This window comes from Pseudomonas sp. BF-R-01 (assembly GCF_019946615.1).
GTDB classification, from domain to species: domain Bacteria; phylum Pseudomonadota; class Gammaproteobacteria; order Pseudomonadales; family Pseudomonadaceae; genus Aquipseudomonas; species Aquipseudomonas migulae.
This window is the reverse complement of record NZ_JAGYFX010000078.1, coordinates 1-16,865: the sequence shown is the minus strand read 5'-3', so window position 1 is coordinate 16,865 and position 16,865 is coordinate 1. Positions and strand designations below refer to the sequence as shown.

Sequence of the window (16,865 nt, the reverse complement as noted above, 5' to 3'; positions counted from 1 at the left end):
GGGACGCGCCATGTCCATGGAATTGTTGGTAATGACTGTTTTACTGCTAGGACTATTGGGCGTGGCGGTGGTGAGCGATCTGCGTCGCCACCGTATTCCCAACATGCTGGTCCTGTTGGGCCTTGCCCTGGGACTGGGCGGTCAAATGTATTTAGGTGGCGTCAGCGGGTTGGGTGACAGCCTGTTGGGCATCCTGGTCTGTTTTGCACTGTTTCTGCCGATGTACGCCTTGGGTGGCATGGCCGCCGGCGACGTCAAGTTAATGGCCATGGTCGGCAGCTTTTTACCCTTCCATTTTGCATTGTGGGCTGCCTTGTTCAGCCTGATAGCCGGTGGCGTGTGCGGTTTTTTGATTGTGCTGTATCGCGGCCAGCTGCTTCAGACCCTGGGACGTTATTGGTTGATTCTGAAGGCGCAGGCCTATCTGGCGCCAACTTCAGATGAAGTAGCCAGCAAGCCTTTCCCTTATTCGATTGCAATATTGATAGGCACTTTAATCAGCGTCTACTGGCAACTGGTTGCCGGTGGATTCGGAGGCTAGTCATGCACATCATTGTCGATAGTGATGCCTACCCCAGCGCTCGGGGCGCGGTGCAACGACTGGCTCCCCAGCCGTGCACAATCCGCGAAACTGGACTGACAGACAGTTTCCTCGGCGAGTTGGTATGCAAGCACTTGTATGACGCTGGCGTGCTGGACATGCCGCGGCTGGTGGAGCGCCTGGCGCTGACCGGCGCCGTACTTGATGAAGTCCTGGCGTTTCTGCGCAAGGACGGTCGTGTCGAAGTGCTTGGCCAGTTGGGGTCGCAATCGACAAGTGGGCAAATGCTGCGTTATGGCCTGACCGAACGCGGTCGCAGCGCCGCCCGCGATGCCTTGTCGCGCAGTGGCTATATCGGTGCGGCACCCTTCCCGGTGGACACCTACCGGTCCCTGATCAAACTGCAAACCATTCACCATGGTCGCATCAACGCCAACGATATGCGCAATGCCTTTGCTGGCGTAGTGCTTACCGACAGCATGCTCGATCAGTTAGGTGTGGCGATGAACTCCGGGCGCGCCATTATGATTTATGGCCCCGCGGGTACTGGCAAGACCTACATCAGCCGTCGGTTGATCCGTCTGTTCACCGAGGCCATCTGGGTGCCTCATGCCATCGTCATCAACGAGTCCGTGATCGAGATCTATGACCCGCAAGTGCATCAGCGGTTCGAAGATAACGTTCAACAGAACAATCTGATGCTCAACGAAGGGATCGACCGTCGACTGCTGCGCTGCAAACGCCCGATCGTCGTCACTGGCGGTGAGTTGAGCATGGAGCAACTGGACGTTCGCTATGACACTAACACCCGTCAATACCAGGCTTCTTTGCAGCTCAAGGCCAGCAATGGCCTGTTCATCATCGATGACATGGGGCGTCAGCGCATGGCACCCGCCGAGCTGTTGAATCGCTGGATCGTCCCGATGGAAGAGAAGTGCGATTTCCTCAACCTGGGCGGCGGTCGGCATTGCGAGCTGCCGTTCGATCTGATTCTGGTGTTTTCCACCAACCTCAATCCCCTGGAGTTGGCCGATGAGGCCTTTCTTCGCCGGATTGGCTACAAGCTGCAATTCGGTTATCTGAAGCCTGAGGAGTACGAAAAGATCTGGCGTCAGGAAAGCGAGCGTCTGGGCGTGCCTTATGACCAGTTGCTGGTGCGTTATGTGCTGCAAAGGCTTTATGCAAGTGAAGGCATGCCCCTGGTGCCTTGCCATCCCCGCGATCTCCTGAGCATGGCGCTCGATCGTCAACGTTACATGGGCGGTTCCGGACCACTGTCACCGCAAGAGTTGGAATGGGCCTGGCACAACTACTTCGTCCAGCTCGACTTTCTTTGATACGGAGATACTGACATGAGCTCTCGTACTCTTTCCCTGATAGGCGTTTCCCTGGTCATGGGCCTTGGTGCTGCATGGATGGCCGACTCCTGGCTGAGCGCCCGGCTCAATGCCAGCCCGGATGATCACCTTCGAAGCGTAGTGGTCGCCACAGTAGAGATTCCATTCGGGCAGATGGTCGAGGCTCAGCAGGTCACGACCGTACGCATGCCCATGGATACGATCCCGGAAGACGCCTTCGACATGAGCGAAAAGGCTGTGGGCAAGATCGCAACGTTCGACATTCTGAAGGGCGACATTGTGCGCGGTGCGCGTCTGAGTGAGCACTTGGGTGGCAGCACCCTGGCTTCGCTGATTGCGACAGACAAGCGTGCCATCTCGGTACGGGTGGACGATGTGGTCGGTGTGGGCGGGTTCCTGTTGCCGGGTAACCGGGTCGATGTACTCGCGACCAAAACCACCAGTGCCGGCAGCAACAGCGCCGTGTCCAGGACCATCCTCGAGAACTTGCGGGTATTGGCGGTGGACCAGACGGCAGGTACCGACAAGACCCAACCGGTGGTGGTGCGTGCAGTGACGCTGGAAATGACGACCGCAGAGGCTGAAACCCTGGTCACGGCGCAAACGGAAGGGAAACTGCAATTGACCTTGCGCAATCCGCTGAACTCCGAGAAAAAAATCGCGGCCGTTGCACCTGTTGCGCCTGTCGCACCGGTCATGACGGTGGCCACCGCCACGGTGCCAAAACGCGTGGTGCAACGCAGCGGCGGCGAAAGTGGTGGGGCTGTCACCGTCATCCGCGGGGTCGAAACCAAAGTAGTCAACATTCGCTGACAGGGCGTAACAGGTCCTGGACACCAGGTCTTGGCGGAGCCGATCCGCATCAGTATTGGCAAATGAGGGCTTGATGATGAATCGTCGTATTCAGCAGCCGTTCACTGCGACGCCAAGGCGCCAGAAAGGATCGGTGAGTGTATTGATGGTGATCGCTTTGGCGATGATTGGCATGGTGGCCGCACTGGCTTTGGACGGCGGACACATGATGCTGAACAAAACGCGCTTGCAGAATGCGGTGGACGCCGCGGCCCTGAGTGGTGCCAAAACCCTGAGTCAGGTGGAAGGTGGAGTCAATATTGCCAGTACGACGCGCACTGCCGCACTCAATACGCTGACGCAAAATGCGAATGCCACGGGCAACACAGAATTGGCAACGGCGGTTGGTGGCAACGCAGCTACATTCGCGGTGGTGGAACTGGCAAGCAGTGTCTATGGGCCGTTCACCTATCCCGGGCCAGCGAATGCCAAATACGTTCGGGTATCGGTACCGAGCTATAACCTGACCGGATTTTTCTGGAACTTCGCCCAGGTATTCGGTTCTGGCGGCCTGGGGGCCAAAGCGGTGGCGGCAATCGCCACTGCCGGACCCAGCCCTACCAGTCCTTGTGATCTCGCACCTTTGATGGTCTGTGGCGACCCGACTCAATACAACCCTGGCGCTGGCATGTTCTGGGGCTTCCAGTTTGGTGATTTGCAGGTATTGAAGACGGCTGCCGGCAATTCGTCGCCCATTGGTCCAGGCAACTTTCAGTTGCTCGATTTTGGTTCGGGCGGCAGTACGGTCAGAGAGGACCTGGCCGGAGGTGGCAAGGTCTGCCGCACTGTGGGGGACAACGTCCAGACCGCACCTGGCAACAAGGTCGGCCCTACCTCCCAAGGCTTGAACACACGCTTCGGCATCTACAACGGCCCGGTCAGTGCCTCGGACTATCCGCCGGACATGGTGACCGAATCCAGCAACCCCGCGATCACTTACGACGACTCGGTCACACCGGCACAGGCGAAGTACAAAGGGAAAACTGTCACCTCGAGCAACGGCAATCTCACGGCGGGCGGCGACGCGATATTTGACTACAACGACTGGCGCACGAGCGTTGCCGGGTGTGTGGCAGGGTCTGGCAGTGGTTGTGAGAGCCATGGCGTGTTCGAGCGCCGGATGATGAAAATTGTGGTCGGCAACTGCACTGGCAAACAAGGCGGTTCAACCTCGATCCCTGTCCTCGGTTTTGGCTGCTATTACGTGGTGCAACCAATGGATGGCGGTGGCGGGGACGCTCAGATCTTCGGGCAGTTCGTGAAGGAGTGCGAAGGCGACAACGTGGCCGGCCCTACGCCGTCAACCGATTCCGGCCCTCAGATCATCCAGCTCTACAAAACCTATCTCAACGGCAGCGGTACTCCGAGCACTGACTCATAGGAGGCGTCATGAGACTTCACGCGTTTAAACATCCGAAGCGCCAGCAAGGCCTGGCCATGGTGGAATTCACCCTCGTCCTGCCGGTGTTGTTGCTGCTGTTACTGAGCCTCGGTGAGATCGGCCGCATGCTCTATCAGTACAACGTGTTGCTGCAGGCCAGCCGTGATGCCGACCGTTTTGTCGCAAACCACGCCTGGGACTCGACGCTGGGGGCGGTCTCTCTGAGCAACGCGCTGCAGACCCAGACGAAAAACGTTGCGGTGTATGGCGTGCCTGCCAACACCGGCACCGCTGTGTTGTCCGGGTTGACGCCTGACAACGTGGTCGTCGCCGCGGTGGGCACCGACCATGTGCGAGTCACCATCACCTATACGTTCTGCCCGGTGATTGGCAGTGGCAATTGTGCCGGCTCGATTCCGGGTTTTTTTGGCAATCAGATTGCGCTGAACATTCCCCTGGTTGCCACTACCGTGATGAGGGCACTGTGATGAATAGAAAACACATGCGCGGAATCTATACGGTGGAGTTCGCGTTCGTTGGTCTGCTGGTGTTCACGCTGTTGTTCGGCGTGTTGGAAATGGGCCGCCTGTACTTCACGGTCAACGCACTGGATGAGGCCGCGCGCCGTGGTGCGCGCCTGGCAGCCGTCTGCAATATCAGCGATCCGGTGGTGTTGCGGCGGGCAATCTTCAATGCCGCGACCGACGCAGGTACGAGCCAGCTGATCAGCAATCTGGCCACCACTAATCTGACGTTGACCTACCTGGACGCAAATGGCGCCCTGGTGGCCAACCCAGCTGACCTGGTCAGCGCAAACGGCTTTCGTGCCATCCGCTATGTCCAGTTGAGTCTGCAAAACTTCGTTTTCAATCTGTTTATTCCCGGGTTCGGCGTGCCCATTACCTTGCCTGCATTCAGGGCAACGTTGCCGCGCGAAAGTCTCGGGCGTCATTCTGATTCCGGGGAGATCACACCATGCTGAATATGAAGGAAACGCCGATAGCCAGTTCGACTGGCAAAACCGGGTTGCGGTTGCTGATCAGCAGCCGTGATGCCAACTCTTTACGCGATCTGCAGAGTGTCTGTCAGCGCATGCCTGGCCTGGAGGTAAGCACTCGCCTGGTGAGCAATGGACATGTCGACCCGCTCTACAGTCTGGACCGTATGCCCGATCTGTTGCTGTTGCGCGTCAGCCACCTGTGGCGCGAGGAATTGTCGGCACTGTTGCAACACCCGGCCCATGAGCGTCCGCCGATGTTGGTGTGCGGACTGCTGAGCGAACAAGAAGCCATGCGCCTGGCGATGCAGGCCGGTGCCCGGGACGTGCTGCCGGAGCCCATCGCCGAGACCGAACTGGTCGCCGCCATGAATCGGCTGGTCACGGAGGTTCGGAGCGGCAGTGGGGCTGACGGGAAATTGATCGCCGTGATGAGCGCAAAGGGCGGTTCCGGCGGAACCCTGGTGGCCTGCAACCTGGCACAACAGCTCAGCATGAAAGGCGGCAGTACCCTGCTGCTGGATATGGACCTGCAATTTGGCAGCGTGACGCATTATCTGGATGTGGCACAGACGCACAGCCATCTGGAGGTGTTGCATCAGGTCAACGGCATGGACAGCGTCGCGTTACGCGGTTTTTGCAGTCACTTCAGCCCGACCTTGCATGTGCTGGGCGGTCGGGCCGGTGAGCTGTGTTTGCCGCAGGATGCCCAACCCGAGCAACTTGACACCCTGTTGCAGTTGGCCCGCGCCAGCTATGGCTGGGTGGTGGTCGACCTGCCGCGGCAAATCGATCACCTCACCGGTTCTGTGCTGGAGCAGGTGGATCGGGTGTACGTGGTGGTGCAACAGAGCGTCAGCCATCTGCGCGATGCCAGCTCTCTGGTGCGGATTCTTCGCGATGACCTGGGTGTGCGCGGGGATCAATTGCAGATCGTGGTCAACCGTTATGACAAGGCCGCAGCGATCAGCCTTAAAGATATCGGCGAGGCGCTGCGCTGCACCAATCTGTCGAAATTACCCAACGACTTCAATCTGGTCAGCCAGAGTCAGAACACTGGTGTGCCGTTGGGGCTGCATGCGCCGAGGGCAGCGATTACTACTGCACTGCGCGACATGACCGAGGACCTGGTCGGTCAACAAGTGGCCGGCAACAAAGGCTTGTTCAAACGCGCCTTCAACCGTGTTTTCGGGGGATGAACCATGATCAGCGACTTTCGTAACCGCTTGCGCAAACAGTCCGGTAAACCCGCCGCTGCCCAACCGGGCGACGATCTGCTGGATCCGCCAGAGGAAATAATGGCGTGGGAACGTGTGGCACCAGACGTTCTTTACGAAACCAAAAGCCAGGTCACCCCGGTGGAGGCGGAGTGGCGGGAAAAGATCTACCAGCAGTTGCTCAAGGTCATGGACCTGTCCTTGCTGGACTCCCTTGAACAGGCCGAGGCTGCTCGGCAGATTCGCGATATTTGCCAGCGCCTGCTCGATGAGCATTCGGCACCGGTGAGTACCGTCAGCCGTCAGTTGATCATCAAGCAGATCACCGACGAGGTGCTCGGCCTGGGGCCTCTGGAACCGTTGCTGGCCGATCACAGCGTGTCCGACATTCTGGTCAACGGCTCTGCCTCGGTCTATGTCGAGCGCTTCGGCAAACTGCAACGGACCGATGTGCGTTTTCGCGATGATCAGCATTTGTTGAACATCATCGACCGTATCGTCTCCAGCCTGGGGCGGCGTATCGACGAGTCCTCGCCGTTGGTGGATGCCCGGCTCAAGGACGGTTCGCGGGTCAACGCGATTATCCCGCCGCTGGCCATCGATGGCCCGAGCATGTCGATTCGGCGCTTTGCGGTGGACCTGCTCAATACCGACAGTCTGATCCAGGTGGGAACGTTGACCCCGGCCATTGCCCTGCTGCTCAAGGCGATTGTCCGTGGGCGCTTGAACGTGCTGATTTCCGGCGGTACCGGCAGCGGCAAGACCACCATGCTCAACGTGCTGTCCAGCTTCATTCCGCAAAACGAGCGGATTGTCACCATCGAAGACTCGGCCGAACTGCAACTGCAGCAACCCCATGTGGTGCGCCTGGAAACCCGGCCTTCGAACATCGAGGGCCGTGGCGAAGTGAGCCAGCGGGAGTTGGTGCGCAACAGCCTGCGGATGCGTCCAGACCGCATAGTGATCGGCGAAGTGCGTGGCGTCGAGGCGCTGGACATGCTGACTGCGATGAACACCGGCCACGACGGCTCGTTGACCACGATCCACGCCAACACCGCACGCGATGCGTTGGGGCGAGTCGAGAACATGGTGTCGATGACCGGGGCGACCTTTCCGATCAAGGCCATGCGGCAGCAGATCGCTTCGGCCATTGATGTGGTGATCCAATTGGAACGCCAAGAGGATGGTAAGCGCAGACTGGTCAGCGTGCAGGAAATCAACGGCATGGAAGGCGAGATCATCACCATGACCGAAATCTTTTCCTTCGTGCGCCATGGCATGGGCGAAAACGGCGAAGTGCTTGGTGATTACCGGCCCAGCGGCATGATCCCCGCGTTCCGCGATGTGCTGGCCAAGCGCGGCATCGAGTTGCCGCTTACGATGTTCAGGCCTGAATGGATGGAGGCACGGCAGTCATGAACAATATTCCTGGTGAATTCATTCTGATGTTCCTCGGCATGGTGTTTATCGCTGTGTTCCTCCTGTCTCAGGGGGTGGTGGTGCCGGTGTTCGGCGAGGCCGGCAAGATGCGCAAGCGTATCCGCGGCCGTTTGCACGTTCTGGAGAAAGCCAACAACCTGCCCAATATGCAGACGGTGTTGCGACAGAAGTACCTGACGCGCTTGACGCCGCTGGAGGCCATGCTCGAGCAGTTGCCCTTTATGGCGAGCCTGACCCAGATGATCGAGCAGTCCGGTCATGAATATCGTGCTTATCGGGTGTTGTTGCTCGGGCTGTTCCTGGGCGCCTGTGCAGGTTTCTCGATCTGGATGATCTCGTCAGTCTGGTGGATGGCGTTGCTGGCGGGCTTCGGAGCGTTCTGGCTACCACTGCTGAAAATTTCTCGTGACCGTGGCAAACGCTTCGCCGGGTTTGAGGAAGGCCTGCCGGATGCACTGGATGCCATCTGCCGTGCCCTGCGCGCCGGGCACCCGTTCAACGAAACCCTGCGCCTGGTCGGCGAGGAGCATAAGGGGCCGGTCGCTCAGGAGTTTGGCCTGACTTTCGCGGACATCAACTATGGCAACGATGTACGTCGGGCCATGCTCGGCCTGCTGGAAAGGATGCCGAGCATGACGGTGATGATGCTGGTGACCTCAATCCTCATCCATCGCGAGACCGGCGGCAATCTGACCGAGGTGCTGGAGCGTTTGAGTCGCCTGATCCGCGGGCGTTTTCGCTTCCAGCGCAAGGTCAGGACCCTGTCGGCCGAAGGGCGGATGTCAGCCTGGGTGCTGGTGTCGATTCCATTCGTGCTGGCGATTGCGATCGTTGTCACAAGCCCCACCTACATGCCTGTGCTGCTCAATGATCCCATAGGCCACAAACTGATCATCGGGGCGTTTTTCGCCATGCTGCTCGGGATTTTCTGGATACGCAAAATCATTCGGATTCAGGTTTAAGCGGTTTTCGCTACCGGGAGGTACAGGTCATGGACTTTTTGCTCGGGTTGTTCAGTCGGGTCACGGGAAGCGAGGAGGTGGCGCGCCTGTTGTTCCTCGGCGCGATCGGTTTGAGTACGGTGCTTGCAGTTGTCGCCGTGAGCTTGCTGATTCTGGGGCTTCAGGATCCGGTGCAGCGTCGTCTGGCGCTGATCAAACGTGGTCATTTAGGCAATACCGCCGGGCAAGAAGCCCCGGGTAATCTGCAACTGTTACTGGAACGGGTCGGCCAGCGCTTTGCCTCGGCCGAATCGGCTCAGACCTCCGTCACCCAGACTTTATTGACGCATGCTGGGTACCGTTCCTCTTCAGCGGTGCAGATGTACTGGGCTGTGCGCTTGATGACGCCGCTGTTATTAGTCGGTATTACGTTGCTGCTATTGCCGATGATTCCCAGGGTTTCCCTGGCCATGGGGTTGCTGGTGGTGGTCTTGGCAGCCGGTATCGGATGGTTGCTGCCAGCGCTGTATGTCGCCAAGCGCAAGCAGTTGCGACAAGGTCGGTTGCGTGCCGCGTTTCCGGATGCGCTGGATCTGATGGTCGTGTGCGTGGAGTCGGGCCTGGCCTTGCCCACGACGATCGAACGGGTGGCTGAGGAGATGTCGGTCAGTCAGGTCGAACTGGCTGAAGAACTGGCCCTGGTCAATGCGCAAATCCGCGCGGGCATTTCCAGTACCGCGGCGCTCAAACAACTGGCTGTGCGCACGGGTCTGGATGACGTACAAGGGCTGGTCAGCCTGTTGGCGCAGAGTATTCGCTTTGGTACCAGCGTGGCCGATACGCTGCGCATCTATGCCGATGAATTCCGTGACCGGCGTACGCAGGCCGCCGAAGAGATGGGGGCGAAAATTGGTACCAAGCTGATATTCCCGCTGATTTTCTGCCTGTGGCCGAGCTTCTTTCTGGTCGCTATCGGCCCGGCCATGATCGGTGTACTCAAAGTATTCGGGTGAGGTCAAACGGGCGGAGGCTATCGAGTGCGATGGCCTTGCCCCCCGAGCCTGATCTGCACTTTCCTTTCATGGACCCACACATTTCCCGCCGCGGGATCATCCAACCAGGGTTGGATAATGTGTAGAGACTACTTTCCTGAACACGACATCAAGCCCGGCTTTGCAGCCAGGCTACTCTGGACTACGCCAGAGGCTGATCACCCATCGACATGCCTCAGTTGCCGCTACTCATATCTCCCCCAGCATCCTGTTCAAAAAACATCGGAATCGGGAAGTTGAAGCTATTCAGCCAGCGCTGCATGGCCAGTTCACGTTCGGCGGCCGAAGCGGTTTGCAGATTAGGGGAGGCAACCACACCTCGAATCTGCAACTGCAACCACTGTTCGGTGCCTTGTTGGTACGGCGAAGAGGGGCCCGGCTCAATAGCCCAGGCAGTGGTGGACAGGCAAGCCATGCACACGATCAACAGCCTTTTGGTCTTCATCTCGATTCCTCGTACGTTCTACTTGTTCGCACTGGAAGAGGCATCGGCTACTTCCGTCTTGCGATTCCCCTCGGTAGCCACCACTTTTTTGGCGGAGGCCTTGAGTTTTTCCGCGCGGGTTTGAGCTTCGGCGACTTGCTTGGGGCTCAAGTCGGCGCGGGTCACCAGGTCAGCAGCCGACTTCCAGTTATCCTGGTAGATCAGCAGCGTCACCATATTGAGTGCCGCCAATGTGTTTGCCTGCTTGAGCTCCATGGCGGTCATGAACTCAAAGCGTGCTTCAGGGATCCGTCGCTGATTGAGGTAGACGACCCCCAGGTCATTTCGCATCCTGTCGTCGGTGGGGGCCATCTTCACCGCACGCTCAAGGTGAGTGGCAGCGGAGGCGTTATCATTTTTGGCGGCGGCCAACTGGCCCAGGCCATGTTCCCCTTCAGCCGTCAGACAGGTGCCGAGCAAGCTTTCGTACAACGGCTGCGCGTCGCCGCTACGCCCCATCATGCGCAACACCCGAGCCTTGCGCAGGCGAACCTGGACCAGGTCATCGGGCAAACCTTCCAGATTCGCCAGGCTGGCATACAAACGGCCTTCGTCGGCCATGTTGTCGGCCAGGTTCAGGGCCAGTTCCTGCTCCGAACCGGGCTTGGCACAGCTGGGCGGTCGCGAAGTCAGGCCATTACTGGCGCAACCTGCGAGCATTAACGTCGTCGCTATTGCAATGACTGCTTTCATCGTATGTCCTCTGGCTACAACATGTTGAACGCCCGGCCAATGGCAATGAAGCTGGCCCGGCAGGCGTTCAACGTCACCGTTACGAGTGAGGGCGAGGCGAGTCTGGTTCAGGCTCCGGATCATTGCGAGAGACCGCTGAGACTGTCGAAGTCGCCATTTTCCAGGAAAAACATGCGGTAGAAGTTCGGGTCGTAATTGCGCAGCTGTTCGCCAGGCAATGACGGTAGTGTTGCATTGGCAGCCAGTGGCTGGACCAGATGGGGGGTGACGATCATCAGCAGTTCGCGCTCTTCACGGTTGATGGTGTTGTCGCGGAAAAATGCGCCCAGAACCGGGATATCGCCCAGCCCCGGAAACTTGTTCACCTGGGAATTGTTGCGGGAGCTGATCAGGCCGCTGATGACGAAGCTCTCGCCGTCGGCCAGGGAGATGCTGGTATCGGTACGGCGCACGGTCAGGGCCGGGACTATCGTGCCGGCGATGCTCACGGCGTTGGTGAAGTCCAGTTCACTGACTTCCGGCGCCACCTTCAGCGCGATACGATTTTTCCCGACGATGGTCGGCGTCAGAGTCAGGCGGATACCGAACTCCTTGTACTCGATGGACACGTTATCGCTGCCTGAACTGGGCACCGGAATCGGTATTTCACCGCCGGCCAGGAAGCTCGCACTCTGCCCGCTGAGCGCTACCAGGCTTGGCCGCGCCAGGGTGTAGGCGAAACCACTGCCTTCCAGCGCATTGAGCGCCACCAGGGTACTGCCGGTAGCAAAAGAGAGGTTGAAGTTGTTGTTGTTCACCGGCAGCACCGGCGTGACTATGCCGCCGATGGTGGGCAAGGTTCTCGGCGAGCCGAACAGGAAGTTGCCACGGATGCCGAAAATCGAGGCGGAAGCTTCCTTGAGCTTGGTCCGGCTGACTTCGACGAAACGGATATCGGTCTGCACCTGGCTCGGCAGCAGCGGGTCGTCGGAGGGCACCGACGGCACACTGGTCAGTGCCGATGTGGCTTTACCCTTGACGAACACCATGCTTTGGCGCGGCGTTTTCGAACAGGCAGTCCAGACCATCAGGCTGGTGGTCCCCGGTGCAATGCCCGTGAGTATGAACGCGTTGTTGCCGCTGGGTTGCACGTCGGCAATTTTCGGGTCACCCACCGCCAGTTGCGTTACCGGAACGGGGCTGCGCAGTTCATTCTGCAGCCCCTGACCGACCTCGAACGTTGTCGACCAACTGTCCAGTTGCGAACAATTGGCAGGTGCGGCCTGAGCCGCATTCACGCTGAGGCCCGTCCAGAACAGGCCATGGATAATTTTCTTGAAAGCGGGCGCGGGACGAAGGCTCATTTAATGCATCCTCACTGGATAGGCCATCTATAGGCAGACAAAGTTGTCTCTGATCACTTCACGGGGATCGGACTATCCCCCCCAATGCGCCACACCACTTATCCATGGCTTTGGCGTTATTCCTTGCGTGCAACACACGAGCGGGCGCAGTTCGCTGACCGGGCTGAACAGCGAGCGACCTTTGCTAAAACGGTTTTTAGTGAGGCGGTTACCTGAACTGCGCGCCAGAGTGACGCTGGCAGTTACGGACGCTACTGTCCGCCGACCTGCCCCCCCCGAAAAGTAAACGGCCATGTAGGTACAGAGCCGGAATACGCCTGCCATGATCATAGTGAGCTAACTCCTTTTGCCAATCTGATCATTGAAGCTAACTTGGAAACTGGAGCCGTTATGACTTCTTATTGTTTGACGGTAGTTCAATCAAACCAAAGTGCCATGATTTTTAAAAAAAACCATGGGGGCAAAAGCTGTAGAAAGGCAGGCGGGTGAGCGGTGCAGGCAAGGTCGTAGCGCAGTGCGATTGGCTGATACCGAGGGGGAAATGAAGGCAAAAAAAAGGCCCATCAGTCAGGCTGAACGGGCCTTTTTCATGTCTCAACCTGCCTTCAACTGCAAATGCCCATGATCGGAAACGGTCGTTGCGCCTGCACCAGATCCGGCATATCCCGCCACTTGATCCACGCCGAATCTTGCCAGTGCAGCAGCGGCACCGAGAGGCCGCCCCATCAAACGTCCCAGGTCATGGACGCAGAGCCAGGCTTGGTTGGCGTGGAGGAAGCGGTTGTGGCGGGGAAAAACAGTGGGGATGAAATGAGGGTGGGTTTCAGACGGATTTAGCGTGTGCATTTCTTCGACTCCATGTTGAGAAAGGAGCCGCCACTAATCCTTCGACAGATTTGGGTTGCGGACCATGTGGCGTTCGAAGTCGGAACATTCTCGATCAACACGGAAAAGTCGAGAGGCCCGCGCCACACGGTCCACCATAAAGCGAAACGAAAAGGCAAAACTGTGCCCCAGTTCCTATGGTGGTGCGGATGCGCCATGTTGATGATTGACCGGCTTCGACCCCGGGCCGCTGATTTGGCAGCGACGGGACAAAGCCTATCGGTCAGGCGCTCGCGGCGCCAAGCCTACTCTGGCGACGCTTGTCGTAGGAATCAGAGTCTTTTCAGGAAGGCTCGATCTGTAGGAATTTCCTGTTTTTTCACCGAGCGCAGAAAACTGGAAACAGAGGAGCAGCTTTTCCTCTATTTTTCGAATCCATTGAGTCTGCGCACAAGGAACAGATCTATGACTGACGGTAGCCACGTGAAACCAGAGACTTATGCCCTCGATCGATTCGAGGCGGTTCGTGGGAAAGCTGATATCAAAGGGCGTACGGATAAATTGATGGCTGAGCTGCGGGGGGACGGCAGATGCCGTTTGACGAGTGAAGCTTGCCCCGGGAACCGACAGGATCCCGGGGTAATTGTCCTTAGTGACGAACCTTCCAGGCATCCCCCGCAGGCGCCGTACCATGGTCATACGGCTTGGCAATCCACATATAAACCAACCCCAAGCCAATCACGATCGCCGTGCTCAGCACCATCGCATAGTTGATGTACCACGCCGCATCCGGTGTGCGCGGCCAGGCCATGTTGATGATGGCGCCGACGCCGTAGACCAGCGCGCCGATGTTCACCGCCCAGCCCCAGGCGCCGAGGGTGAATTTGCCGCTCGGTTTCCAGCCTTTCAGGCGAGCGTACAGTGCTGCGAGGACGATCATCTGGAACGCGAGGTAGATGCCGATTGCTGCGAAGCTGACGATGGTGGCCACGGCGTCTTGCAGGAAGAAGCCCAGAATGATGATCAGCGCTGGCAGGACGCCGGAGACGAACAGTGCAGCAACCGGAACCTGAGTTGTAGGCGAAATCTTTTTCAGCAGTGAGCTGCCGATGACCATTTCGTCCCGGGCGTAGGAATACAGCAGACGACTCGCCGCCGCTTGCAGGCTGATGACGCAGGAGATGAAGGAAATCATCACCACGCCCATGACCATTTTCGAACCGACCGGGCCGAAGGCGTTGTTGAGGATGGTGCCGACCGGGTCTTTGTCGGTGCCGTTGATCACGGCTTGCATGTCTGGCACGGCGAGGATCAGCGCCAGGCAAGCAAACATCGCCGCAACGCCGCCGATGTAGATGGTCATGCGCATGGCCACCGGGATTTTCTTGCTCGGGTTCGGGGTTTCTTCAGCCACGTCGCCGCAGGCCTCGAAGCCGTAGTACAGGAACATCCCCGCCAGCGAAGCGGTGAGGAAGGCCGGCAGGTAAGAGCCGTCAACGCTGATGTCGAAGGTGTTGAACAACACGCTGATCGATTGATGACGTTCGAAAATCAGCAGGTACATGCCGACGATCACCGCGCCGACCAGTTCGCAGAGGAAGCCGAACATGGCGATTCGCGCCAGCACTTTGGTGCCGCTGAGGTTGACCAGCGTGGCGAACAGGGTCAGCACCAGGGCGATGACGATGTTGGTGTTGTTGCTCGGTTCGAAGCCCATCATCGCGGCAAGGTAAGGCCCGGCACCGACCGCAACGGCGGCGATGGTCACGCACAGGGCGATGGAGTAGATCCAGCCGACCATCCACGCCCAGCGTTTGCCCACCAAACGGCGAGCCCATGGGTAAACACCACCAGAAATCGGGAACTGCGAGACCACTTCACCGAAGATCAGGCACACCAGCAATTGGCCGCAACCGACCAGCAAATACGCCCAGAACATCGGTGGTCCACCGGCGGCCAGGCACAGGCCGAAGAGGGTATAAACCCCTACGACCGGTGAGAGGTAAGTGAAGCCCAGGGCGAAGTTTTCCCACAGGCTCATGCTGCGGTTGAAGTTGGAGGTGTAACCCAGCTTTCGGAGTTGCTCGGCATCGCTGTCGGCAACGGCTGCGGAGAATTCAGGTAGTGCACTCATGGTGTGTTAGCTCCGGAAAATCGGCAGATTTCGGATGTCCGAAACCGTGACAGGGCCGTGATGGCGCTGCCCGGATCGGTGGTTATTGTTTTGGTGTAGAACCTGGTGGTGCGTGGTGCCGGTTTCTACCTTGAAACCGAGGTGACACCTTCGCGGGCAAGCCTCGCTCCTACAGGATTGATGGTGTTCGCAAAAAATGCGTACGACGCAAAACCTGTAGGAGCGAAGCTTGCTCGCGAAGCTTTTAGTGCTTGAACATCACATGCCGCACAACGGTGTAATCCTCCAACCCATACATCGACATGTCCTTCCCGTACCCGGACAGTTTCTGACCGCCATGGGGCATTTCGCTGACCAGCATGAAGTGCGTGTTCACCCAGGTGCAGCCGTACTGCAAGCGCGCCGACAGGCGATGCGCGCGGCCGACGTCCGAGGTCCACACCGACGACGCCAGGCCGTAGTCCGAATCGTTGGCCCAACCGAGCACCTGCGCTTCATCGCTGAATTTGGTCACCGACACCACTGGCCCGAACACCTCGCGGCGGACGATTTCGTCGTCCTGCTGTGCATCGGCCAGCACCGTTGGTTCGAAGAAGAAACCGTTGCCTTCAACTGCCTTGCCGCCGGTGATCAGACGGATGTGCGGTTGCGCCACGGCGCGGTCGACGAACCCGGCTACCCGGTCGCGATGCTGCGCGGTGATCAGCGGGCCAAGTTCGGTCGACGGATCATCCTGCACGCCGTACTTGATGCTGCTGACTGCCGCGCCGAGCTTCTCGACGAATTTTTCGTAGATGCCGGCCTGTGCGTAGATGCGGCACGCGGCGGTGCAGTCCTGGCCGGCGTTGTAGAAACCGAAGGTGCGAATACCTTCCACGGCGGCATCAATGTCGGCGTCGTCGAAGATGATCACCGGGGCCTTGCCGCCCAGTTCCATGTGCATGCGTTTGACGCTGGCGGCGGTGCTGGAAATGATGTTCGAGCCGGTGGCGATGGAGCCGGTCAGCGACACCATGCGCACTTTCGGGTGGGTGACCAATGGGCTGCCGACAGTAGGACCACGGCCGAACACCAGGTTGAGTACGCCGGCCGGGAAGATTTCCGACGCCAGTTGTGCCAGGCGCAACGCGGTCAGCGGGGTTTGTTCCGACGGCTTGAGCACCACGGTATTACCGGCGGCGAGGGCCGGGGCGATTTTCCAGGCGACCATCATCAACGGGTAGTTCCACGGCGCGATGGAGGCGATCACGCCCACCGGGTCGCGGCGGATCATCGAGGTGTGCCCGGCCAGGTATTCACCGCCTGCCGAACCGCTCATGCAGCGGCTGGCGCCGGCGAAGAAACGGAACACGTCGGCAATCGCCGGGATCTCGTCGTTCAGCGCAGCGCTGTAGGGTTTGCCGCAGTTGTCGGATTCGAGTTTGGCCAGCTCTTCGCCGTGGGCTTCGATGGCGTCGGCGAGTTTGAGCAGTAACAGCGAGCGTTCTTTCGGCGGGGTATGCGACCAGCTTTCAAACGCGGCATCGGCAGCGCGTACGGCAGCGTCGACCTGGGCTTCGCTGGCTTCGTTGATTTCCACCAGCACACGACCGAGGGCCGGGTTGAAC

15 protein-coding genes and 1 pseudogene are annotated in these 16,865 nt (G+C 58.9%); 10 read left to right on the top strand and 6 right to left on the bottom strand.

Features of this window, described 5'->3' with window-relative positions; translation table 11 throughout:
• Positions 1–10: 10 nt before the first annotated feature.
• The 10 genes from KGB27_RS23190 to KGB27_RS23145 all read left to right on the top strand — a co-directional run bounded on the left by KGB27_RS23190 (position 11) and on the right by KGB27_RS23145 (position 9,740).
• Complete coding sequence (locus tag KGB27_RS23190) at positions 11–541, top strand: prepilin peptidase (protein ID WP_008029694.1); 531 nt, start codon at positions 11–13, stop codon at positions 539–541.
• A 2-nt stretch (positions 542–543) separates the two neighbouring features.
• Entirely contained in the window at positions 544–1,878 is a 1,335-nt protein-coding gene (locus KGB27_RS23185) for a hypothetical protein (protein WP_008029696.1), read from the top strand.
• Between the two features lie 15 nt (positions 1,879–1,893).
• Positions 1,894–2,712, top strand: a complete 819-nt coding sequence (gene cpaB / locus KGB27_RS23180) for a Flp pilus assembly protein CpaB (RefSeq protein ID WP_008042355.1) — start codon at positions 1,894–1,896, stop codon at positions 2,710–2,712.
• Between the two features lie 73 nt (positions 2,713–2,785).
• Entirely contained in the window at positions 2,786–4,132 is a 1,347-nt protein-coding gene (locus KGB27_RS23175; RefSeq protein ID WP_223435966.1) for a TadE/TadG family type IV pilus assembly protein, read from the top strand.
• An 8-nt stretch (positions 4,133–4,140) separates the two neighbouring features.
• Positions 4,141–4,620: a TadE/TadG family type IV pilus assembly protein gene (locus tag KGB27_RS23170; RefSeq protein WP_008042353.1), complete on the top strand. Its 480-nt coding sequence runs from the start codon at positions 4,141–4,143 to the stop codon at positions 4,618–4,620.
• Complete coding sequence (locus KGB27_RS23165) at positions 4,620–5,114, top strand: TadE family protein (protein ID WP_008029703.1); 495 nt, start codon at positions 4,620–4,622, stop codon at positions 5,112–5,114. Before KGB27_RS23170 ends, KGB27_RS23165 begins: the two co-directional genes overlap by 1 nt.
• Positions 5,108–6,328 carry an AAA family ATPase gene (locus KGB27_RS23160; RefSeq protein WP_008042352.1) on the top strand — a complete coding sequence of 407 codons (1,221 nt, stop codon included), beginning with the start codon at positions 5,108–5,110 and terminating at the stop codon, positions 6,326–6,328. The genes KGB27_RS23165 and KGB27_RS23160 overlap by 7 nt, the downstream gene beginning before the upstream one ends.
• A 3-nt stretch (positions 6,329–6,331) precedes the next feature.
• Positions 6,332–7,765, top strand: a complete 1,434-nt coding sequence (locus KGB27_RS23155) for a CpaF family protein (protein ID WP_008029707.1) — start codon at positions 6,332–6,334, stop codon at positions 7,763–7,765.
• Positions 7,762–8,748 carry a type II secretion system F family protein gene (locus KGB27_RS23150; RefSeq protein ID WP_008042351.1) on the top strand — a complete coding sequence of 329 codons (987 nt, stop codon included), beginning with the start codon at positions 7,762–7,764 and terminating at the stop codon, positions 8,746–8,748. The genes KGB27_RS23155 and KGB27_RS23150 overlap by 4 nt, the downstream gene beginning before the upstream one ends.
• A 29-nt stretch (positions 8,749–8,777) precedes the next feature.
• Positions 8,778–9,740, top strand: coding sequence for a type II secretion system F family protein (locus tag KGB27_RS23145; protein ID WP_008042350.1), 963 nt, complete (start codon positions 8,778–8,780; stop codon positions 9,738–9,740).
• A gap of 214 nt (positions 9,741–9,954) precedes the next feature.
• Here the strand turns inward: KGB27_RS23145 and KGB27_RS23140 are convergent, their stop codons facing one another.
• The 6 genes and pseudogenes from KGB27_RS23140 to KGB27_RS23115 form a co-directional block, all read right to left on the bottom strand.
• The gene (locus tag KGB27_RS23140) at positions 9,955–10,224 is read right to left on the bottom strand and encodes a DUF3613 domain-containing protein (RefSeq protein WP_008042349.1); all 270 of its coding nucleotides are present in this window, start codon (positions 10,222–10,224) and stop codon (positions 9,955–9,957) included.
• 18 nt (positions 10,225–10,242) lie between these two features.
• On the bottom strand, positions 10,243–10,956 hold the full coding sequence (locus tag KGB27_RS23135; protein ID WP_008029716.1) for a tetratricopeptide repeat protein: 714 nt from the start codon (positions 10,954–10,956) through the stop codon (positions 10,243–10,245).
• Between the two features lie 119 nt (positions 10,957–11,075).
• Positions 11,076–12,299 carry a type II and III secretion system protein family protein gene (locus KGB27_RS23130; protein WP_008042348.1) on the bottom strand — a complete coding sequence of 408 codons (1,224 nt, stop codon included), beginning with the start codon at positions 12,297–12,299 and terminating at the stop codon, positions 11,076–11,078.
• A gap of 605 nt (positions 12,300–12,904) precedes the next feature.
• Positions 12,905–13,145 (bottom strand): annotated as a pseudogene (locus KGB27_RS23125) (hypothetical protein).
• A gap of 628 nt (positions 13,146–13,773) precedes the next feature.
• Positions 13,774–15,258 carry an APC family permease gene (locus KGB27_RS23120; RefSeq protein WP_223556489.1) on the bottom strand — a complete coding sequence of 495 codons (1,485 nt, stop codon included), beginning with the start codon at positions 15,256–15,258 and terminating at the stop codon, positions 13,774–13,776.
• 244 nt (positions 15,259–15,502) lie between these two features.
• Positions 15,503–16,865 (bottom strand): gamma-aminobutyraldehyde dehydrogenase (locus KGB27_RS23115; protein WP_223556487.1); only part of this gene is annotated, 1,363 nt, incomplete at its 5' end.

Excerpts from the sequence above, each read along its gene's own strand:
- KGB27_RS23175 (WP_223435966.1), top strand. The coding sequence starts at position 2,786 with ATGATGAATCGTCGTATTCAGCAGCCGTTCACTGCGACGCCAAGGCGC.
- KGB27_RS23120 (WP_223556489.1), bottom strand. The coding sequence starts at position 15,258 with ATGAGTGCACTACCTGAATTCTCCGCAGCCGTTGCCGACAGCGATGCC.
- KGB27_RS23140 (WP_008042349.1), bottom strand. The coding sequence starts at position 10,224 with ATGAAGACCAAAAGGCTGTTGATCGTGTGCATGGCTTGCCTGTCCACC.
- KGB27_RS23190 (WP_008029694.1), top strand. The coding sequence starts at position 11 with ATGTCCATGGAATTGTTGGTAATGACTGTTTTACTGCTAGGACTATTG.
- cpaB (WP_008042355.1), top strand. The coding sequence starts at position 1,894 with ATGAGCTCTCGTACTCTTTCCCTGATAGGCGTTTCCCTGGTCATGGGC.
- KGB27_RS23130 (WP_008042348.1), bottom strand. The coding sequence starts at position 12,299 with ATGAGCCTTCGTCCCGCGCCCGCTTTCAAGAAAATTATCCATGGCCTG.
- KGB27_RS23185 (WP_008029696.1), top strand. The coding sequence starts at position 544 with ATGCACATCATTGTCGATAGTGATGCCTACCCCAGCGCTCGGGGCGCG.
- KGB27_RS23155 (WP_008029707.1), top strand. The coding sequence starts at position 6,332 with ATGATCAGCGACTTTCGTAACCGCTTGCGCAAACAGTCCGGTAAACCC.
- KGB27_RS23170 (WP_008042353.1), top strand. The coding sequence starts at position 4,141 with ATGAGACTTCACGCGTTTAAACATCCGAAGCGCCAGCAAGGCCTGGCC.
- KGB27_RS23165 (WP_008029703.1), top strand. The coding sequence starts at position 4,620 with ATGAATAGAAAACACATGCGCGGAATCTATACGGTGGAGTTCGCGTTC.
- KGB27_RS23150 (WP_008042351.1), top strand. The coding sequence starts at position 7,762 with ATGAACAATATTCCTGGTGAATTCATTCTGATGTTCCTCGGCATGGTG.
- KGB27_RS23145 (WP_008042350.1), top strand. The coding sequence starts at position 8,778 with ATGGACTTTTTGCTCGGGTTGTTCAGTCGGGTCACGGGAAGCGAGGAG.
- KGB27_RS23160 (WP_008042352.1), top strand. The coding sequence starts at position 5,108 with ATGCTGAATATGAAGGAAACGCCGATAGCCAGTTCGACTGGCAAAACC.
- KGB27_RS23135 (WP_008029716.1), bottom strand. The coding sequence starts at position 10,956 with ATGAAAGCAGTCATTGCAATAGCGACGACGTTAATGCTCGCAGGTTGC.